The following is a 20,125-nucleotide window of genomic DNA, read 5'->3' on the forward strand; positions in this document are numbered from 1 at the left end:
ATTAGTGTGCGTAACCGGCAAAGAAACTCACCGCCATAATCGCTAAAACAATAGAAGAAATGACTACATATACGTAGTCTTTTTCTTTTAAATAACCTATTAAAGCGAAAACGATTCTCATCAGAGGAGTGAAGATCAGCAAAAGAATACCCAGCTGAATAATAGCTGTACCTTCTCCTTTACATAGAGAGTCCCAGAAATGTCCCCAGACCTTTTCAGAAGAAGTACCTACGACAAGGCTGGTATATTTTTCGGGCATTTTAAAGCCTTCAAAAAATAACTTGATAAAACCGATCAATGATGTAGCCACAGACAGAATAACACCCAGTCTCAGAAGATTTCCTACCGAACGGTTCAGATCTACATCTGTAAAATTCTTTTTCATTATCTGAAACTTTTGTTGATACCGTTATACATCATATAAATGGAAAGAATGGTAATCACAATGGCAAAAAATACTTTTAATTTTTTGGTCTTCGATACCATCAGCGTTTTTGAACCGATAAAACTTCCGATCACAACTCCGATCAGTACGGGAGCTACAATTACCGGAATGATTTCTCCTCTCTGGAAATAGATCAGGGCACTGGCCACTGCCGTTACTCCGATCATGAAATTACTGGTGGTTGTAGATACTTTGAAAGGAAGCTTCATCATATTGTCCATTGCCAATACTTTCAATGCACCGGAACCTATTCCCAGAAGTCCGGACATGGCTCCTGCAAACATCATCATCAAAAATCCGGGAACTGTATTTCTTGCAGAATAGCTTTTCAATACTCCTTTATCGGGAAATGTTCCGTACAGTTTCAGCTTTTCCTCCAGACTTCCTTTTACCAAAGGTTCCTGGTGATCAGGTTTCCCTTTAAGATTTAAAATAACGGTTAAAAGAAGGATACTTGCGAAAATAATTCCGATTGTATTTGGGTTAAGCATTCCTGAAACAAGGGCCCCAATAATAGCGCCTGCTGTGGTGGCTATTTCGAGAAACATTCCGATCCTCATATTGGTAAAACCTTCTTTTACGAAAGCTACAGCCGCACCGGAAGAGGTCCCGATCACAGAAATAAGTGAAGCACCGATAGCGTAATGCATTGGAACGCCGAATCCCAGCGTTAATAAAGGAATGATGATAACTCCTCCTCCTAAACCCGTAAGTGAACCTAAAAGACCCGCTGAAATTGCGCCAAGGAAGAGTATGATGATTTCTGACATACTACAAATAATACTACAAATATAAAATTATTGTGATAGTCTGCCAAACATTTGAAAAAGATAAATTTAACGTATTTTTGTATGCATGAAAAATGTAATGAAATTATTTTATGTCATTCTCGGGGCAACACCCAAAGGCAGAAATATAGAGCAGCACGATGTTTTCTTCGGAATTGCGGAGAATCTGAAAGATCTGATTCCTGATATGAAAGAATTTTGGAAGGAAGCAGAAGGAAAAATTCACCTGGATTGTTACCAGGAAGTGAAATTTGCAGACGGTTACAAGGTGAAAATTGTAGAAAAGGGAGAGAAGACATCAGAAAACCAGTTGTTTTTTCTGAATCTGGGAGGTTATAAGCCAGGTTTCTTTGAAGAATTTCATGAGCAGCACTTAATGGTAGGACAGTCTATGGGAGAGATTGTGAAAAGAGCAAAAGCTACCGAATTCTATCAGACCATGGGGTTTGAAGGCGCTGTAAGCCATATTGATGATAAGCATGGAGTGGATATTGATGATATTTTCAATGTAAGTGATATCCTTCCTGCCTCCATGAAAGAAAAATATTCTATCGTTCTTCATAAGTCTGATGAAGAAAATCAGGAGAACCCAATGGGGTTAGGCTATTTAAAAATTGATAAAATTCAATAAGAGTAAATCTAATAAAAATAAAAAATGAAAATAGGAATTCTGGGAGGCGGACAGCTGGGAAGAATGTTGATACAAAGTGCACTGAAGTATGATGATGAGTTTTATACTCTGGATCCGGCCTCTGATGCACCATGTCATAATATCTCGTATTTTACACAGGGAAATTTCAATGACTATGAAACAGTTTTGAATTTCGGAAAAGATAAAGATGTTGTAACCATTGAAATAGAACACGTAAATGCTGATGCACTGGCAGAACTTGAAAAGCAGGGAATAAAAGTGGTTCCTAATGCCAATATCATCAAAACAATTCAGCAAAAAATCCTTCAGAAAGAATTTTATAAAGCTCATGATATTCCAAGCCCGGAATTTCAGGTAGTATGGAACAGTGATGAGAAAATCATCATGCCATTGCCGTTTGTTCAGAAGATGAATACCGGAGGCTATGATGGAAAAGGAGTACAGGTGATCAAAACGGAAGAAGACTATCAGCAACTATGGACTGAACCTTCTGTCATTGAAAGTCTTGTTGATATTGAAAAAGAACTTTCTGTCATTGTAGCAAGAAACGAAAAAGGAGAAACCAATATTTTCCCGGTAACGGAAATGGTTGCCGATCCAAAACTGAATCTATTGGATTTCAATGTATGTCCGGTTCTGCTGACGGAAGATGTTCAGAACCAGATTGATTCCATTACTGAAAAATTTCTGGCTGCAGTGAACTCTCCGGGGTTGTTTGCCATCGAATTATTCCTTGATAAAGAAGGAAAAGTATGGGTAAATGAAACTGCTCCAAGGCTTCACAATTCAGGACATCAGAGTCAGGAAGGAAATACTAATTCCCAATTTGAGCAAATGTACCGCGTGGTTAAAAATTTACCATTAGCGGATACTGACGCCATCACTTACAGCGGAATGCTGAATCTTGTAGGAGCAGAAGGATATTCCGGAAAAGTAGTCTATGAAGGAATGGAAGATGTTCTTAAGCTTCCCGAAACATACATCCACTTATACGGAAAAACTGAAACCAAGCCGGGAAGAAAAATGGGACATATCAACGTTCTTGCAGATTCCAGAGAAGAGCTTATGGAAAAGCTTGTACAGGTAAAAGGAATGGTAAGAGTAATTGCTGAGTAATATCGATTTAAGATAGATAAAAGGGAGCTGTTTTAACTTTAAAAACAGCTCCCTTTTATTTTTGAACTCATTCAATAGGAACGGGCTTTAGCCCGTTTAAAAATAATTGTCAACTCAATTGGCTTTAGCCGAAGCTTAATTTTAGGTTTTCGGCTAAAGCCAATTTTATTTTGATTGTTCACATCGGGCTAAAGCCCGATCCTATTGATAATGTAATGCTTTCATGATTAAGGATTTTTAACCACCTCAATATTATCCTTTTTATAATTGTATTTAATATAACTTCCTAAAGCGGTTGATAAAACAGAAAATTCTTCCAGCGTTGTAAGCGGTGCATAGAGTTTAAACGTACAAATGTCCGTTGCAGAAATAAAAGGATTGGTTACTAAATGGCTGTGGGTAGACATAGTTACCGTTCCTCCATTTTCTAAGGCTGTAGAGGTTGGAATAAGTCTTGAGTGAAATTTTTTATGGGAAATAATATTCCCTTTTTTATCCGAAACAAAAAGATAATCATTTCCGAAAGGAATTATACCAGACTGGACAGTACCAGGTATCAAATACACCTTATAGTTTTCATTAAACGGAATAATAATCATATTAAGACTATATCCCTGTGGTACCGTTACCGAATACTTTGGGTCGGATAACTGTGGAATAATGGCAGAACGGATATTTTTTAAAATACTTTCAGTTTCATTAAGTCCCCTTTCTTTAAAATTTTCTTTGACAGGTTTTGTCTGGTTATTTTTGAAAGACAGTTCTGCAATAATCATATTACCTGCTTTATTAAGAAAGGAAGTTTTGATGGTATCGTTTTTCTGGTACGTGACATAGCTTCCTGTATTTTCAGCAAGTCTTTTATTGCTGCCTACAAGATCTCCCGCATGCCATGATGCATTTTCGTAAGAATAGAGTAGGTTTCCTTCAGTTTTGATAGAATCCAGTTTTTGTTTCAGTTCTTTATCCGAAAGGGTAAGGTTTTGTGCAGAAAGAATGATGGACACAAAAAAGAAGAGAAATCCGATAATTTGTTTCATAGGTTATTTTTTTGCCAAAATACAAAATTCAATAGGAACGGGCTTTAGCCCGTTTAAAAATAATTGTCAACTCAATTGGCTTTAGCCGAAAACTTAAAATTAAGTTCGGTTAAAGCCAATTTTATTCCTATGGAGCCCGACGCTATTGATGATTTAATTGTTTAATCATAACGAAGAATTAATTATTCGCAGAGAAGAAACTTCCGGCACCCTTCTTCCTTCTTCCAGCCTTTTTATTTAAAAATCTTCTGAATCACATTTCCAATCTCCACAAAATCCCCGTGATTTCCTACAGAACGTATTTCCGGGCTGTTTTTGTCATACTCCGAGAAAGGGAAAATCAGAAGGTAATTATTGTCTTTCAGATTCCTGTTCAGCAGTTCAGGGATCAGTCTCATTCTTGGAATATATGACTTCATACCGCGCTTGGCCATCAGAATAATCAAGGCTTCATCATCTTTCAGCTGTGCTGCGGTTCTTTCTCCGTCCTGCCATGTGCTCATGATAATGAATTCAGCTTCTATATTGGCTTTCTTTATGATTTTCTGAAGAATATCAATAATATTTTCAGGAGCATAAAAAACAACTGTAGCACCGGAATTTCGGGCAATATTCCAGACTCTCAGCAGTGCATGGAAGAACCCTGCTTCCTGATGAGCATTTTCAGGAATCATCACCGCATATTTCTTAATGGTGGAAAGCGGTTGTGCAGCATGGTAAACCAGCACATTCACATCATCATTCTGCAGATAACCATTGTAAAGGTTATACACAAAAGAAGGGGAGAACCCTTTTTCATCTTCCAATCCGATGATAAGATCCGTTATTTTCTGTTCTTTAATCACATTATTGACCCCGTTGATGACATCATTGTCATATCTTTTTAAAGCCTGTAATTTCACATCTGCCGCCGCAGCTGCATCTGCTGCCTGGTGAAGAAGTTTCTCCGCATTCTTTACCGAAGATTCATTTTTGTCTTCGTTGATGACATTCAAAGCAAAAAGATCTTCTGTATTCGAATGTGCTTTGATCAGAATTCCCAGATTCACCATTCTCTCAACAGTGGCTTCGTGGTTGATGGCTAAGAGAATATTTTCTTCCTCATGGGTATTTCCGGAAACGGTATCTTCGTTATCACTCTCAGCAATTTTCTGGGCACTCGCCATGGAAATAAAAGACGAGATCGTACATGAAATGAGGATAAGAAGAATACTTCCGTTCAGTACGTGTTCGTTTAATAATCTTACAGGTTCTCCGGTTTCGGTTTCAGAAAGGATGATGTTATATCCAACCATTACGGAAGCCAGTGTTGCTGCTGCCGAAGCGGAACTTAATCCAAATATCAGTTTTCCTTCCTCTTTGGTTAGTCTGAATGTTTTCTGAGTGGCCACCGCAGAAAGGTATTTTCCTCCGATAGAGGCAACCAGCATAATTGCGGCAACTTCAAGTGTTTCCCAGCTTTTAAAGAAAACTTTAAAATCAATCAGCATTCCTACACTGATCAAAAAGAACGGGATAAATATGGCATTTCCTACAAACTCAACCCTGTTCATCAAAGAAGAAGTGTGAGGGATAAGTCTGTTTAACGCCAGTCCGGCAAAGAATGCTCCGATGATAGCTTCTACACCAGCCAGTTCAGCAAGCATAGCAGCCAGATAAATCATAACCAGTACAAAAATATACTGCGAAATTTTATCATCCACTCTTTTGAAAAACCATCGTCCTATAATAGGGAATACAATAAGTACAATGAGGGCAAAAACGACAAAAGAGACCGATAATTTAACCCAGAATTCTGTTCCCACATCACCTTGAGACATTCCCACAATCACAGCAAGTACCAATAAAGCAAGAATATCTGTGATCATCGTACCACCAACGGTGATGTTAACTGCTTTATTTTTCGCAATTCCCAACTTACTCACCAATGGATAAGCGATAAGCGTGTGAGATGAAAAAAGACTGGCAAACAGAATGGAAGTCAGCATTGAAAAGTGAAGAAGGTAATATCCTCCCAGATATCCCAGTACAAAAGGAACTGTAAAGGTATAGATACCAAAGGTGAGACTTTTCCATTTATTCTTCTTAAAATCCCCCATGTCGATCTCAAGCCCGGCCAGAAACATAATGTAAAGAAGTCCGGTGGTTCCGGTTACTACAATACTGCTGTCTCTGGACAATACATTGAATCCGTTCGGACCAATGATGGCCCCGGCAATAATAAGTCCCAAAAGGTGGGGAACTTTAATTTTATTAAGCAGCAATGGTGCTGCAAGGATGATGACCAGTACTAACAGGAATTTCAGTACCGGATCTTCTATGGGAAGACTCAGGTTGTGTATACTCAGTAAAATCATATGTGTTTATTTTGTGGAACGTACTAATTCAACAGAGAACTTGGCGGTACAGCCATCAGAGGTAATGGTTCTGGTTCCTTTGATCTTGTTGTCCGAAATATCATTAAGAAGAACGCTCATTTCTACATTCTTTTTGGCCGTAGAATCGGTTTTGAAGGACAGTCTGATCTCATTGTTTTCAAACTTGCCTGTATAAAGCCTTACCAGATTATTATTGTTGATGATTTTGGTAATAGGCTGGGTAGAATCATTATCAAATTCCCAGATATCGGTACGCTGGTCGCCTACAGCATATTCGCTGCAGTTGGATTCTGTACAGATTACTTTACCGTTCCATGGTCCGGAAATTTCTGCAGGCCATGCAGCGGTGATCACTACAGAATCTTTTTTCGCAAAAATACTGTCTCTCATTTTCAGCAGAGACTGATATTCGGATTCTTTTTTTGCGAATACTTTTTCTTTCTCTAATAATTGTTTTTCCCTGTCTGTCAGGTTCTTTTCCTTCTCTTTGTAATCACAGCTTACCAATAGAAAAGTGGCAGCCAGCAATAAAAAAAATGTGTTTTTCAGCATATTGTATCGGTTGGAGTATACAATATAAGAAAAAATGAAGGAAATAGAAAATCCCCATATAACGGATCTGCTTTTAATTCTATTTAATACATTAAAAAGCAGCGGAATAGATGGGTTGAAATAATGAATATTATTTTCTGATTTACGACTCGATTCTTTGTTTTTTAAACATGGCCGGATTGTAATTGATCACAAAAACCCCAACAATAATAAGTATGGCAGCAATGATGAATTTGGCAGAAATCTTTTCATCAAGAATCAGCCAGCTTAAAAAAATGGAAATTACCGTATTGATGTAGGCCAATATGGATACCTGAACCGGAGAAACTTTGGTCAATGCATAATGAAAAGCAAAAAATGCAGCTACAGAGCCGAAGCACGATAAATAAAGCATCGCAGAAATACTTTTCAGACTCCAGTTTCCGAAATTATAGTCTTCTGAAAAAAGGAAGGCAAAAATAATCTGGATAATTCCCGCAAAGGCAAACTGGTAAAAGAGGTTCAGTGAGATATTCCCGCTTTGAATGTTCAGTTTTTTGGTGAAAATAGTTCCTGAAGCCCATCCCGCAATGGCAATGAATAAAAATAATATTCCCAGTGCATAATCCGGATTTTTCAGATCATTAATGCCATCCCAGAAAATAAAAAGAATGCCGCTGAAACACAGAACAACTCCGGTAAAAGCCCGCCAGCTGAATTTCTGCAGGCCTAAAGCCATACTTCCGAAAAACACCAGGATAGGAGAGCAGGCACTTATCAGTGAAGTAAGGCTGCTGGTAACTTCCTCTTCCGCTACTGTAGTCATTCCGTTTGCAATCACAAGCATTAATAAAGAGAAGATCAACTGATACTTCAGACTTGTCCAGCCTATCCATTTGAATTCTTTTCTATAGGTAAGAATAAGGAACATGATAATCGCTGCAAGAAATTGACGTATTCCTGCGACAAACCAGGCGGGTATTGTTTCTACCGCAACCCTTATCGATAAAAACGTAGTACCCCAGACAATAGCAACGGTACATACAGCCAGTGTAAGTTTATAATCTTTCAATTTAATGTGGTGTAACAACAAATATATCTATTTTCCCAGGAATTGTTATGGATACAGATGCTGTAATTTATAGGAGTACAGATGAAAAATCTGAGCCAACAAGATCTTTATTTATTCTTTACATTTTAAATGGAAGATCTATTGAAAGATTAAATTATTTTTAGGAATTATAATCATAAATCGTTTCCCGGATTTTTTGTAGTCTTTCCTCTTTACATTTTTATTTTTTATCTTTGAACATCTAATAAAATTGAAGATGGTAGGAATTATTATGGGCAGTCAGAGTGATCTGCCGATTATGGAACAGGCTGCAAATTTTCTTAAAAGCCTCGATATCCCTTATGAGTTAACAGTAGTTTCAGCGCACAGAACACCGGAAAGAATGTTTGATTATGCAAAAACTGCTAAGGAAAGAGGGCTGAAGGTCATTGTAGCCGGAGCAGGTGGAGCAGCACATCTTCCGGGGATGGTGGCGAGTTGTACTACACTTCCGGTAATCGGGGTTCCTATTTTGTCCAGTAATTCTATAGACGGATGGGACTCTGTTTTATCTATCCTTCAGATGCCCGGTGGGATTCCGGTAGCTACCGTAGCTTTGAACGGAGCTTTGAATGCCGGGATTTTAGCTGCAAAAATTTTAGGAAGCGGTAATGAAGAAGTCGCTGCAAAACTTCAGAAATATCAGGATTCTTTAAAAGATAAAGTACTGGGAACGGTAGATGATATCAAAGCCCAGCATCCTAATTATTTTGACCAATAGATTATTTTTCAACTCAAAATAAAAGCCTCACTTTTCAGCGAGGCTTTTTACTTTATTTTTTAATGAATTTTGAAGAGATGGTCTGATTTTTCAAAATGAGCTGTAAAATATAATTTCCTTTCGGTAATGATCCTACATTGATCATTTCTTTATTAGGATTTCCTTCCAGTACAAGCCTTCCACTTGCATCAAAAATTCTGTACTTTTTAATGTCACTTAGTCCTTCAATATGAATATCATCCACAGCGGGATTGGGATATAGTGAAAGTTTTTTATTCAGCCTGACTTCTGATGAGGACAGTAAACAGTTTCCTACCGTATCACCAGACATCGTCCATCCTTTATTAATAAGAATATCCCTTTTATCTGTTGCATTGGAAGCATAAGTCAAAGGGGCTACAATGTCTAAATCAACATTATTGGCAGTATTAGGATTATCTGCCCATCCTGCCAGTGTTTTACTGAAATTTTCACAATCCATTCCTGTCTGCATCAAAGCCTGAGCCCCGTTATTAACGCTGGCAAGATTCCAACTTGCAAGGGAATGATTAAAGTTGGGTGTTTCCTTAAGAATCTGGTCTATTCTGGTAACCTTGGTCATATCCCAGTTTTCAAGGGAATGACTATAGGCCGTGCAGCCATGAATAGCATGGGCCATATTGGTAATTTTAGAAGTGTTCCAATGGTTTAAAGATTGATTGAAAGCAGAATCAAAATGGAACATAAAACGAATATCTTCAAGGCTTGAGGTATCCCAGTTATCCATTGGTTGATTATAGTTTGGGCAAAGAGCAAACATCCATTTCATATCCGTTACGCTCGAAACGTTCCAGTTGTTTAAGGTCTGGTTAAAATGTGCTCTTCCCGCAAACATAAAACTGAGATCAGTTGCAGAGGACATGTCCCAAGTATTAAAATAAGGAGGATTGAACTGATCAGAAACTGAGCTGATAACGGTGTCAAAGATCAAAGCAAACATAAATCTGAAATGCTTAACCTTAGAAGTATCCCAGTTTTGCATGGAGCTTGCGCCTGTAAAGCTTTTTGTACCATAAAACATATAAGAAGCATCTTCAACATTACTTAGGTCGGGAGTGTCTGTAGCCGTGATCTGAACAAGTTTACATTGGCTGAAGGCATTGTTCATCGATGTCCACACAATGTTTCCCCATTGTTCTATTTCCAGTATCTTATCAGCGCTTCCGTTGACCTGCCAGATCGGGAAAATCTGATCTGGAAGCTGAGTTTCCTGTACATCTCCGAATTTTATTTGTTGAAAAACGCCATTTCCGTTACTTACTTTTACTCTGTACTTGGCATCATTTTTTTCTGCGATCGACGTACCAAAGTCAATAAGAACCTGTTTTGTGGAGGTTACGTCGAGGAGGGAACCGCTGTGTTGGGGATATCCTACTTCTTCCCAATAGATATCATAGTTTTCACCAATTCCTGGAAACCATATCTGTTGGGAACTTGCCTGATAAGGAGCACTTACAGTAATTGGCTGTGTTATCGTGGAAGCGGGTTTCCAGATCGTGATAAATTCATTCTGGGCTTTAGCTATGAATACCAGTGTAATACAAAAGCTTACCAAAAAATTTCTGAGTAACATAGGGAAAAATTTATGGTTATTTTTTAATGAATTTTGAAGAAACCGTTTTTTCTTTCATGACAAGTTGTATCACATAATTTCCTTTTGGCAGAGTGCTTACATTGATGATATCATTATTAGGATTTCCTTCTTTTACAAGTCTTCCGCTGGCATCATAAATTTTATATGCCTTAATATCAGCTATTCCATCAATGTGAATATCATCCACTGCAGGGTTAGGATAAAGCAGAGGCTTTTTGTTCAGCTTTATATCCGATGAAGATAATAAGCAGCTTCCTGGAGTATCACCTACAAATGACCACCCTTTATTGATCAGAATATCTCTTTTGTCTGATACATTGGGAGCATATTTTAGTACTGTTAAGGAACCTAATGAGATATTGTTCGCTGTATTCGGATTGTCTGCCCATCCGATGAGTGTTTTGCTGTAATTTTCACAATTAAGTCCTGACAGTGTTAAAGAGCCTGCACCATTAATAAGTGAAACCAAATTCCAGTTTCCTAATGGCTGATTGTAGTTCGTTGCACCATTCAGTATATCATCTATTCTCTTTACTTTGGTCATGTCCCAATTTTCTAAAGACTGATTAAATGATGTACAGCCATGAAATATATGCGCCATATTGGTCACTTTTGAAGTATTCCAGTTTAAAGGCTGATTGAAGACAGGAATCATGTGAAGCATAAAGTGCATATCTTCAAGGCTTGAGGTATCCCAGTTATCCAGACGTTGATTAAAACTTAAACACTGCCCGAACATCCAGCTCATATCGGTCACCTTGGAAACGTCCCAGCTATTAAGAGACTGGTTAAAAACTTTTCTGTTTCCAAACATATAGCTGAGGTTGGTAGCAGAAGACATATTCCAGCTGTCAAGATAAGGCGGGTTGAATTGCTCAGTCAGCCCGGCTGCTGGGGGCGTATCAAATAAAAGTGAAAACATAAAGCTGAAATTCTTAATTTTCGATGTATCCCAGTTTTGCATAGAACTGGCACCCTTAAAGCTGGTTGTGCCATAAAACATGAAAGAAGCATCCTCCACATTATTAAGATTGGGAGTATCGGTTGCCGTAAGCTCCATAAGCCTGCACAGGCTGAAGGCTCCGTTCATCGTAGTCCATGAAATATTACCCCATTGCTCTATTTCCAGTATTTTATCTGAACTTCCATTGATCTGCCAGATAGGAATGATTTGCTCAGGACCAGGAAATAATTGAGCAGTTCCGAATTTTATCTGCCTGAACATTCCGTTACCATTCGTAACTTTCACCCTGTATTTGGCATCATTTTTTTCTGCGATTGATGTACCAAAGTCGATAAGAACCTGTTTTGTGGAAGTTACATCGAGGAGGGAGCCATTGTGCTGAGGATAGCCCACTTCCTCCCAATAAATATCATAATTATCGCCAATCCCGGGAAACCATATCTGTTGTGTGGTTGCCTGGTACGGAGCGTCTACATTTACCGCCGGTAATACAGTAGAGGCCGGCTTCCAGATAGTGATAAATTCATTTTGTGCCTTTGCGAGAAATAGTAACAAAAGAAAAATGAGTGTTGGAATTTTCTTTAGAATCATGGTTATCGTTTTATGGGTATTAGTTGTTGTCTTAGGCTATTGTTTAATAAATAGAAAGGAGAGATCCTCTTATCCGCCAGAACTTGTTACTGAACGGATATGGAATTTTGATCATGTTCCTATATGACTTTACCGGAAGTGTTTTTTGCGAAATGAAATGATAATATATGGAGAGAAAAAAGTGAAAATTTTTGTGCATGTCATTAGTTTGTGAAATAAGCACAGCTAAAATAGCAAAAAACTTAATATATTTTTAACTTAAATGTAAATTTTGTAGTAATTTATAAATTTCAATGAGATTATTTAAATAAAAAACTCTCCGTTTTGGAGAGTTTGCTTTATTCCTGAATCATATTATCACGGGTGTTTTTCTGCACTGCGATGGCTCCGAAGAGTGCCAGTAGAAAGGCAAAGGCATAAAAACCTTTTTCACTTGGAAGGATGGTGGCATTCCAAAGTCCGATGGCCAGTAGTACAATAGATGATAATGTTGCAAACCAGCAGATTCCATAATAAATATCGGTCACCTGAATGTTTTCTAATCTGTCACGTACTGCTTTCTGTAACGAAACCACAGCAAATAAGCCATAAAGAAGGATGGTAAAATAATATCCTTTCTCATTCAGCAGCATTTCTGCTCTTGCAAGACCGACAATAAAGCCGATCATTCCTGCTCCCAATGCTACCCACGACGCAGCCACAAATGCATTTGATACTCTTTGTTTTTTCATAGTTTAATGTTTTGTTTAAGAGGGCTAAGATATTCATTTTTTATAAATAGAGCTCTGACAAAGGGAAAATATGGGAAAAATACTGGATAGAAGGATGAAGTAGGTGTATGTTTCAGGCTCCCTTCGTCTAAACTCAGGATATAACCCGTTACCATTGAATAATATAAATCTATTCATCATTCATCACTCATCATTTATCAATTATAATTCATCATCTTCTCCTAGCCCCGATAGCAGCGTTTACCCCGAAGCATGAGTGGGAGAGTTGGTGGGTAAGAGGCTGGGGCAGGTTGGAGCGAGGAGTATGAGCGGATAGCGGGAATCAGCTCATAAAAAAACTCTCCAAAATGGAGAGCCTTGTTTTACAGAGTGATATATTCGTAAGTATATTTTGCATAATCATTATTATCCAGTTTTACCATGACCTGAGTTGGCAGTTGATTACTATTATATTCTATCTGATAGGTAAAATTCATAATTTGACTCCAGTTTCCAGTGCCATCTTTGCCACTTATTTTTACTGTGGTATAATTATTTTGACTTAAAAACTCTGCTCCTCCCATAATCATTCTAAAATATTTGCCCATCAAAGAATAGGGATTTACCTTATTATCATATGAAAATTCTTTTTTATTAGTATGTGGACCGCCGATACCATCACTAACCGAAATTTCTTCCGAAACATTATCACCACTATAAGTATATGACATGGTAGACGGAATGGGACAACTGGAAGACTCACAAGTAGAAGTAGCAGTAACTTTACCATAAGTATAAGTCATTGTTGTATTATAGTGAGTATCTGGATCTATTTTCTTGATCATCGTAAGCTGATCACCATTATAAGTAAAGGTTTTATAATAAGCTACGGTACCATCTGCTTTCTGGTAAGTGATTTTTGAAGGTTTTCCGGCACCATCATATTCCAGAACGGAGGTTGTAGTTTCTGATGTAATTTTAAGTAATTGTTTCTGACTGTTATAATCTAATTTTGTAATACTGGTGTGCGGCCCGGAGGGACTTGTATAATAAACTGTAGTGACTTTACTTAATAATATTTGAGAATCAGAAGGATTGGGTTCATTATTTTCGTCATTATTGCTACTGCAGTTGAGGAATAAAAATGAGCTCATCAACCCGATAAATAATTGGTTTTTCATGTATTTAAAAGTTTTATTAAATAAGGATTAAATATATTCATTATTTATAAAAACAGGCTTAATTGATGACGAATATATCAGATAAAAAAACTCTCCAAATTTTGAAGAGTTAAAGCCTTATTATTGAGTGATATATTCGTAAGTATACTTCGCTGAAAGATTTCCGTTGGCTTCTTTTGAAATCACCTCAGTAGGATAACCAGCGCTGTTGTATTGAATGGTGGAAGTTCGGGTTTGATTTTGTGTCCAGACTCCATTACTTTTATAGCTGATTTTTTCCGACAGATAATTGTTTTGACTTACAGCGTAGGCTCTTCCCATCATAATTTTTAAATATTTGTTGATATTGATGTATGGGTTCTGTTTATCATCATATGAGTAAACAATTTTTGTGCTGTAGCTGGATCCTCCACCTTCTGAAATTTCTGTTGAAATATTGTTTCCATCATAAGTATAAGTATCCACGATGGGGTTGGAACAGGCTGGTGACTGGCAAAGAGATGAAGAAATTACCTGTCCGTTGGTATTATAATTATAAGTAATGGTTCTGTTATAATCCGGATTAGTAGTATAAATGGCTTTAACCGTCGTAAGCAGATCTCCATTGTAACTATATGCTGAGTAATAGTCTACCGTACCATCTGGTTTATAATATGTGGTTTTAGTTGGTTTTCCGTTACTGTATTCAAACTTGGAAGTTCCTAAAGCTGACGATGTTTTGATAAGTTCACCCTGATTATTGTATTCCAGAGTTTGTATGCTTGTCTGCGGCTGCAATGGATTGTCATAATAAACTATTGTGACTTTGCTTAATAATACTTTAGAAGAGGTATTGTTTCCCTCATTATCATCATTACTGCTGCAGCTGTTAAAGAAGATTACAGAGCCCGCGAGCCCCAGAAATAAGAATTTTTTCATGTTATTTTTTTAGGGGACAAAAATAACGAATGCTTTATTTCTCCGCATAAAAAAATCCCACTATCTTACCAATAGCGGGATCATATCATGTTTTATTAAGATCTTAGTATCTGTAGTATTCAGGCTTGAATGGCCCTTTTACGTCTACACCGATATACTCAGCCTGCTCAGGAGAAAGAGTTTCAAGCTCCACGCTTAATTTCTTAAGGTGTAAAGCAGCTACTTTTTCATCCAGGTGCTTAGGAAGCATATATACTTCGTTTTTGTAAGCTGCAGAGTTATTCCATAGTTCGATCTGAGCTAACGTCTGGTTAGAGAAAGAGTTAGACATAACGAAGCTTGGGTGGCCAGTAGCACATCCTAAGTTAACCAATCTACCTTCTGCAAGGATGATTACTTCTTTTCCTTCGATTGTATAGATATCCACCTGAGGCTTCACTTCAGATTTAGTATGACCATAGTTTTTGTTCAACCATGCCATATCGATTTCATTATCGAAGTGACCGATATTACAAACGATCGCTTTATCTTTCATTTTAAGGAAGTGTTCTCCTCTTACGATATTGAAGTTACCTGTTGTAGTGATGATGATATCAGCATTGTCTACCACAGTATCTAATCTTTTTACTTCATAACCGTCCATAGCAGCCTGAAGTGCACAGATCGGGTCGATTTCCGTAACAGTAACGATAGAACCAGCACCTCTGAATGAAGCAGCAGTACCTTTACCTACGTCCCCGTATCCGCAAACTACCACTCTTTTTCCAGCAAGCATTACGTCTGTAGCTCTTCTTACTGCATCTACAGCAGATTCTTTACATCCGTATTTGTTGTCGAATTTAGATTTAGTAACCGAATCATTTACGTTGATGGCAGGCATTACTAAAGTTCCGTTCTTCATTCTTTCGTAAAGTCTGTGAACACCTGTAGTGGTTTCTTCAGAAAGACCTTTGATATCCTTTGTGAACTCAGGGTATTTATCAAAAACCATGTTTGTTAAATCTCCGCCATCATCCAAAATCATGTTTAATGGCTTTCTGTCTTCACCGAAGAATAAAGTCTGCTCAATACACCAGTCAAATTCCTCTTCATTTAATCCTTTCCATGCATACACCGGAATTCCAGCAGCAGCAATAGCAGCAGCAGCGTGATCCTGTGTAGAGAAAATATTACAAGATGACCATGTAACTTCAGCTCCTAAAGCTACAAGAGTCTCGATAAGCACAGCCGTTTGGATGGTCATGTGAAGACATCCTGCGATTCTTGCTCCTTTCAGCGGCTGAGATGGTCCGTATTCTTCACGGATAGCCATCAAACCTGGCATTTCTGCTTCTGCAAGGGTAATTTCTTTTCTACCCCATTCTGCAAGGGAGATATCCTTAACTTTATAAGGAACGTATTGTGTTGTAGTACTCATATGTAATGAATAGTTTTAAAATTCAATTGATAACGAAAGGCAAAATTACGATTTATAATTAAGATATAAAAACGGCAAACCAAGTTCGGTTTTATGAGATTAAACATGGATTAATGTTATTTAGTCTTAATATAAATAACTAATTTTATCTGATAAACAAATATATTATGAATCAAACCCATACAGAAAAGAAAATCAAACCTGTTGCTCCCAAAGTACAGGAACTGATCAATGCTTCAAAAAGTGTAATTCTTGCTACTGTTGATGCTGAAGGAAATCCTAATTCAAGCTATGCACCTTTTGTACAGGTTGATCAGACATTCTATATTCTGGTATCTTTCATGGCAAAACATACTAAAAACCTTGCAGACGGAAGAAAAACATCCATTATGTTTATTGAAGATGAATCTGCCACCAAACAGATCTATGCCCGCGAACGTCTGACCATTGAAGCAGCCACTTCTCAGATTGAAAGAGATTCTGAAGTATGGAATGCTGTTGTTGGGAAACTTAGAGAAACTCATGGCAAAGTAGTAGAGGTAATTTCCGAAATGGGAGATTTTATTTTAATTGCATTGCAGCCTGTAAAAGGCTCTTATGTAAATGGTTTCGGAAGTGCTTATTTTGTAAATTCAAAACTTGAAATTATAGAGCACAGAAATGATGTGAATCATCAGTCTAAATAATTAGCTGGAAGATGGAAGAATGATGCTGGAAGTTATAAAGATTAAGGAAACAAAGAGTTTGTTTTTTCCTCAACGGAAAATTATTTTTACGATGAATAGTAACTTCCATCTTCCGGCATCCATCTTCCATTCCTTTCAACTTCCGCATCTTTTCACTATTTTTGTCCAATAAAAAAAGAATGCCCCTCTACAGAGATTTTTCAGATGATAATGCCACCATTCTGGTTTGGAAGTACGATGAAAGTGAAGAACTTGATATCAACCAACTTCTGGAGCCTGAAAATGCTGAGAAGGTAAAAGATTATCATCCTAAAAAATTGCTGGAAGTCCTGATGGTTCGCAAGCTCCTGAAAGGATTAAAGCCTAATTCTAAAATTTTATATAAAGAAAGAGAGCCTTTTCTTTCTCCCTACGATGCGGAAATATCTATTACGCATTCTTTTCCTTTTGCAGCGATTGCTGTTTCTAAAAATAAAATAGGAATTGATATTGAGAAATTCAATCCTAAGATTTTAAGAGTGATTGATAAATTTACCTATGAGAATGAGCGTGGATTTATTCCGGAAGACAAAGCGGATACTTTCTATACCATTATATGGAGTGTAAAAGAAAGTATGTACAAAATTCATCACTCAAAATATTGGTCTTTAAAAAAGAATTATGAAGTAAAGCCTTTTGAGCTGAAGCACCTTCATAAAATCAGTTGCCGTGTTTACGATGATCAGTTTTCAGATGAATTCAAAGCCAGGGTGGAATTCTTTGACGATTACTGCTTTACGATTGTGGAGGAGTAGGCTCAGTTTCGTTTTTATATTTTTCGATCACTTTTCTCTGCTCTTTTGCGACATCATAGATCAGCTCAAGAATATCGTGGATATTTTTAAGCTCGGTTAAATGTGAAATTTTATCAGGATCTCTTCGGTCAACAATTTCATTTTCTTCAATCTCTGTTTTTCTTTTCAGGAGCATATCTTCAATGGAGGAATCTTCCGGCTCAAGACGGCTTTCCATTTTCAGTGTTTCGTTAATATCATTTCCGTTGAGAAGGGTAGAGGTTTGCTGCATTTCGGCCTCAATCTTTCTGCTCCAGCTTTCAGCATCTATTTCAGGATACTGCTCATTACTTTTTGCATATTGGGATAGGGAAGCCGTATAGGCAGTAATCAGGTGAGATGTTGCCACAAACTGGTGAACCACTTCCAGTTTTTTCTGCTGATTTTTAGGATCAGAAATCATTCTCTGGAAATTATCGGAAAGGTTAGCCAAAGAAATAATGGCATTTTTTCGCTTTACCTTATAATCTTCGAGATCGAAATTTCCCTGTAGGAATTTGGAAATCACGCTCTGGAAGTAGATAAGGTTGTCCGCGGCAGACTTCTTCATTAGATCCAGGTTTTGCGTATGTTCCCAAACCGGCAGTACAATATATGACACGGCAAAGGCAATGATCCCGGCAATAGCAGTATCCAGGATTCTGTCTTTAAAAATAACATTGACTTTCCCTGGGTTTAAGAAATTAAAGCTGAGGAATACATAGATTGTCATAAATAATACCGCCCAGAAATATCTTCCTTTCAGAAAGCTGAAACACATGATCATGCTGATCAGAAGGATCGCAAATAAAACGCCATTAATATGGACAAAATGGAGAATGGCATAAGCTATACTTGCTCCGGCAATGGTTCCATAGAGACGGAGAAGGTTTCTCTGTTTAGTGATGGAATATGCGGGTTTTAAGATCGCTGTAATGGTAATTAATATCCAATACGTGTGTCCAAGTCCCAGAAAATCGAACATAGAAAAAACGTATCCCAATAGCAGAGCTGTTGTAATTCTTATAGCATGGCGGAAATGGGAAGATGATAAGGAAATATTATTTCTCAGAACCTTAGCATTCAGTTTAGGTTCATTGGGCATAAATTTCTTAAGATCCAACCCTGTAGATAAACTTTTCGCCAGCTTGATATCCTGTGAAAATACTTTATATATTTCGTTGATTTCTTTCGTGATTTCATAGATACGCATCAGGATCTGGCGCAGGATCATGAAATTTTCCAGATTGTCGGGAGAAAGCTGTTTATTTCTGAGTTCGAAATAATTATAATTTAAGTTTTTTAATTCCTCTTCCAGATTAAACATCGGCTTGGCTCTGGTACCACTTTGCAGGGCGATTCCGATATTGGTGATCTCTTCCGCCAGAAGGTTAAGATAATCATGGATATTCACCAGGATCATACTGTCTTCAAAGCTCTGCTGTAACTTTTGATAGTCACTTTCCGAGGTCATCAGTTTTTCATGAAGGTCCATCGAATTAAGAAACATCAGCATTAATAAGCGGCTGGTGGTCGTAGATTCATTGACAATAGTTCTGGTTTTGAAAACGGTTTCTCTGGTATCTTCCTGAAGGTTTTTTATTTCAATCTGCTTGGCAATAACCTGAGTGGTCAGCTTATTAAAATCCGGATTTTTCTGATAATAATTGGCTTTGATCTTTAAAAACTCAGCCAGCTGAAGATAATTTTCGCCAATCATCTGGCTTGCCAGTTTATAAGGACGAATGGTAGTTACAATAAGGAATATCAACAGAAACCAGATACAGCCTGAAGCAAATATCAGCAGACTTTTAAAAATATTGCTTCCTGTAAGATGCCCGTCAATAAAGATGGCCAGTACTACCAAAGATAATGAGCCTACTGCAGCCAATCTCTGGCCATAAACGCCAATCAGGGAGAAAAACATCCCGAAGACAATGACTTCCAGAATGACCAGCACTTTAATATTCATCACAAGACTGGCAATAAGTGCTACAAAGACAAAACAGCAGATCGCAAAAGTAAGAGCATTTCTTCTTCGGATAAATGGACCTGGCTGGTCGGTAAGGGCTACAAAGCTGGTTCCTAGTGGGAAAAGGAAGTATTCTTTCAAAATCCCGAAGTGGGCGAGGACTAAACAAGGCAGAACAGTAGCTAATGTAATTCTGATCGCAGAATATACATACTGACTGGTTACAAATTTTTTTAGTTCCGCCGAATAGTTCATATTACAAAAATAGCTATTGAATTTAAGAAAATCGCCATAAATAAGAGACTTTTATTAACTTAAATATTATATTTTTTTTAATTAAGATGTAGTATTATTTAAAATAAATTGACAGATGAAACATATGAATGATTCGCCACTTACAATTCGTCATTTTTTAACACAACAGCTAACAAATCCTGTTCCACGAATTCCTATCTTAGC

Annotated in this window: 18 protein-coding genes; 5 read left to right on the forward strand and 13 right to left on the reverse strand. The window is 37.5% G+C overall.

The window, feature by feature from the left end; translation table 11 throughout:
• Window position 1: 1 nt before the first annotated feature.
• Both AB1278_RS07235 and AB1278_RS07240 read right to left on the reverse strand, forming a co-directional pair.
• Window positions 2-385, reverse strand: a complete 384-nt coding sequence (locus AB1278_RS07235) for a DUF1634 domain-containing protein (protein WP_034699869.1) — start codon at window positions 383-385, stop codon at window positions 2-4.
• Window positions 385-1,215 carry a sulfite exporter TauE/SafE family protein gene (locus AB1278_RS07240; RefSeq protein ID WP_076597404.1) on the reverse strand — a complete coding sequence of 277 codons (831 nt, stop codon included), beginning with the start codon at window positions 1,213-1,215 and terminating at the stop codon, window positions 385-387. Before AB1278_RS07240 ends, AB1278_RS07235 begins: the two co-directional genes overlap by 1 nt.
• 97 nt (window positions 1,216-1,312) lie before the next feature.
• On the opposite strand from AB1278_RS07240, the gene AB1278_RS07245 reads away from it, so the two are divergent.
• A complete protein-coding gene (locus AB1278_RS07245; protein ID WP_429813329.1) occupies window positions 1,313-1,864 on the forward strand; it encodes a DUF1543 domain-containing protein in 552 nt (183 codons plus the stop codon).
• A 24-nt stretch (window positions 1,865-1,888) separates the two neighbouring features.
• Window positions 1,889-3,001, forward strand: coding sequence for a 5-(carboxyamino)imidazole ribonucleotide synthase (locus tag AB1278_RS07250; RefSeq protein WP_123279428.1), 1,113 nt, complete (start codon window positions 1,889-1,891; stop codon window positions 2,999-3,001).
• Between the two features lie 227 nt (window positions 3,002-3,228).
• Here the strand turns inward: AB1278_RS07250 and AB1278_RS07255 are convergent, their stop codons facing one another.
• From AB1278_RS07255 to AB1278_RS07270, 4 genes are all read right to left on the reverse strand, one after another.
• The gene (locus AB1278_RS07255; protein ID WP_202838962.1) at window positions 3,229-4,041 is read right to left on the reverse strand and encodes a hypothetical protein; all 813 of its coding nucleotides are present in this window, start codon (window positions 4,039-4,041) and stop codon (window positions 3,229-3,231) included.
• A gap of 233 nt (window positions 4,042-4,274) precedes the next feature.
• Window positions 4,275-6,398, reverse strand: a complete 2,124-nt coding sequence (locus AB1278_RS07260; RefSeq protein WP_120231911.1) for a cation:proton antiporter — start codon at window positions 6,396-6,398, stop codon at window positions 4,275-4,277.
• A 6-nt stretch (window positions 6,399-6,404) separates the two neighbouring features.
• Window positions 6,405-6,971, reverse strand: a complete 567-nt coding sequence (locus tag AB1278_RS07265) for a hypothetical protein (RefSeq protein ID WP_202838963.1) — start codon at window positions 6,969-6,971, stop codon at window positions 6,405-6,407.
• 142 nt (window positions 6,972-7,113) lie between these two features.
• Window positions 7,114-8,022, reverse strand: a complete 909-nt coding sequence (locus AB1278_RS07270; protein WP_202838964.1) for a DMT family transporter — start codon at window positions 8,020-8,022, stop codon at window positions 7,114-7,116.
• 256 nt (window positions 8,023-8,278) lie between these two features.
• On the opposite strand from AB1278_RS07270, the gene purE reads away from it, so the two are divergent.
• Window positions 8,279-8,782 (forward strand): 5-(carboxyamino)imidazole ribonucleotide mutase, encoded by a 504-nt coding sequence (gene purE, locus AB1278_RS07275; protein ID WP_123279431.1) that lies wholly within the window; start codon window positions 8,279-8,281, stop codon window positions 8,780-8,782.
• Between the two features lie 52 nt (window positions 8,783-8,834).
• Here the strand turns inward: purE and AB1278_RS07280 are convergent, their stop codons facing one another.
• From AB1278_RS07280 to ahcY, 6 genes are all read right to left on the reverse strand, one after another.
• Window positions 8,835-10,394, reverse strand: coding sequence for a BspA family leucine-rich repeat surface protein (locus AB1278_RS07280; RefSeq protein ID WP_429813335.1), 1,560 nt, complete (start codon window positions 10,392-10,394; stop codon window positions 8,835-8,837).
• Between the two features lie 16 nt (window positions 10,395-10,410).
• Window positions 10,411-11,970 carry a BspA family leucine-rich repeat surface protein gene (locus AB1278_RS07285; RefSeq protein ID WP_429813339.1) on the reverse strand — a complete coding sequence of 520 codons (1,560 nt, stop codon included), beginning with the start codon at window positions 11,968-11,970 and terminating at the stop codon, window positions 10,411-10,413.
• 338 nt (window positions 11,971-12,308) lie between these two features.
• The gene (yiaA, locus tag AB1278_RS07290) at window positions 12,309-12,701 is read right to left on the reverse strand and encodes an inner membrane protein YiaA (RefSeq protein ID WP_089790546.1); all 393 of its coding nucleotides are present in this window, start codon (window positions 12,699-12,701) and stop codon (window positions 12,309-12,311) included.
• A gap of 362 nt (window positions 12,702-13,063) precedes the next feature.
• Window positions 13,064-13,861, reverse strand: a complete 798-nt coding sequence (locus tag AB1278_RS07295) for a hypothetical protein (protein ID WP_202838967.1) — start codon at window positions 13,859-13,861, stop codon at window positions 13,064-13,066.
• Between the two features lie 120 nt (window positions 13,862-13,981).
• On the reverse strand, window positions 13,982-14,779 hold the full coding sequence (locus AB1278_RS07300; protein ID WP_202838968.1) for a hypothetical protein: 798 nt from the start codon (window positions 14,777-14,779) through the stop codon (window positions 13,982-13,984).
• A gap of 103 nt (window positions 14,780-14,882) precedes the next feature.
• On the reverse strand, window positions 14,883-16,196 hold the full coding sequence (gene ahcY, locus AB1278_RS07305; RefSeq protein ID WP_123843016.1) for an adenosylhomocysteinase: 1,314 nt from the start codon (window positions 16,194-16,196) through the stop codon (window positions 14,883-14,885).
• Window positions 16,197-16,363: 167 nt separating this feature from the next.
• Between ahcY and AB1278_RS07310 the strand changes: the two genes are divergently transcribed.
• Together AB1278_RS07310 and AB1278_RS07315 are read left to right on the forward strand one after the other, a co-directional pair.
• The gene (locus AB1278_RS07310) at window positions 16,364-16,882 is read left to right on the forward strand and encodes a pyridoxamine 5'-phosphate oxidase family protein (RefSeq protein WP_216444136.1); all 519 of its coding nucleotides are present in this window, start codon (window positions 16,364-16,366) and stop codon (window positions 16,880-16,882) included.
• Between the two features lie 179 nt (window positions 16,883-17,061).
• Window positions 17,062-17,676 carry a 4'-phosphopantetheinyl transferase family protein gene (locus AB1278_RS07315; RefSeq protein ID WP_216444137.1) on the forward strand — a complete coding sequence of 205 codons (615 nt, stop codon included), beginning with the start codon at window positions 17,062-17,064 and terminating at the stop codon, window positions 17,674-17,676.
• Here the strand turns inward: AB1278_RS07315 and AB1278_RS07320 are convergent.
• A complete protein-coding gene (locus AB1278_RS07320) occupies window positions 17,657-19,921 on the reverse strand; it encodes an FUSC family protein (RefSeq protein ID WP_343640060.1) in 2,265 nt (754 codons plus the stop codon). The genes AB1278_RS07315 and AB1278_RS07320 overlap by 20 nt on opposite strands.
• Between the last annotated feature and the right edge of the window lie 204 nt (window positions 19,922-20,125).

The sequence above is a fragment of the Chryseobacterium sp. NRRL B-14798 genome (genome assembly GCF_050470705.1).
In the GTDB taxonomy this organism is placed as follows: domain Bacteria; phylum Bacteroidota; class Bacteroidia; order Flavobacteriales; family Weeksellaceae; genus Chryseobacterium; species Chryseobacterium cupriresistens.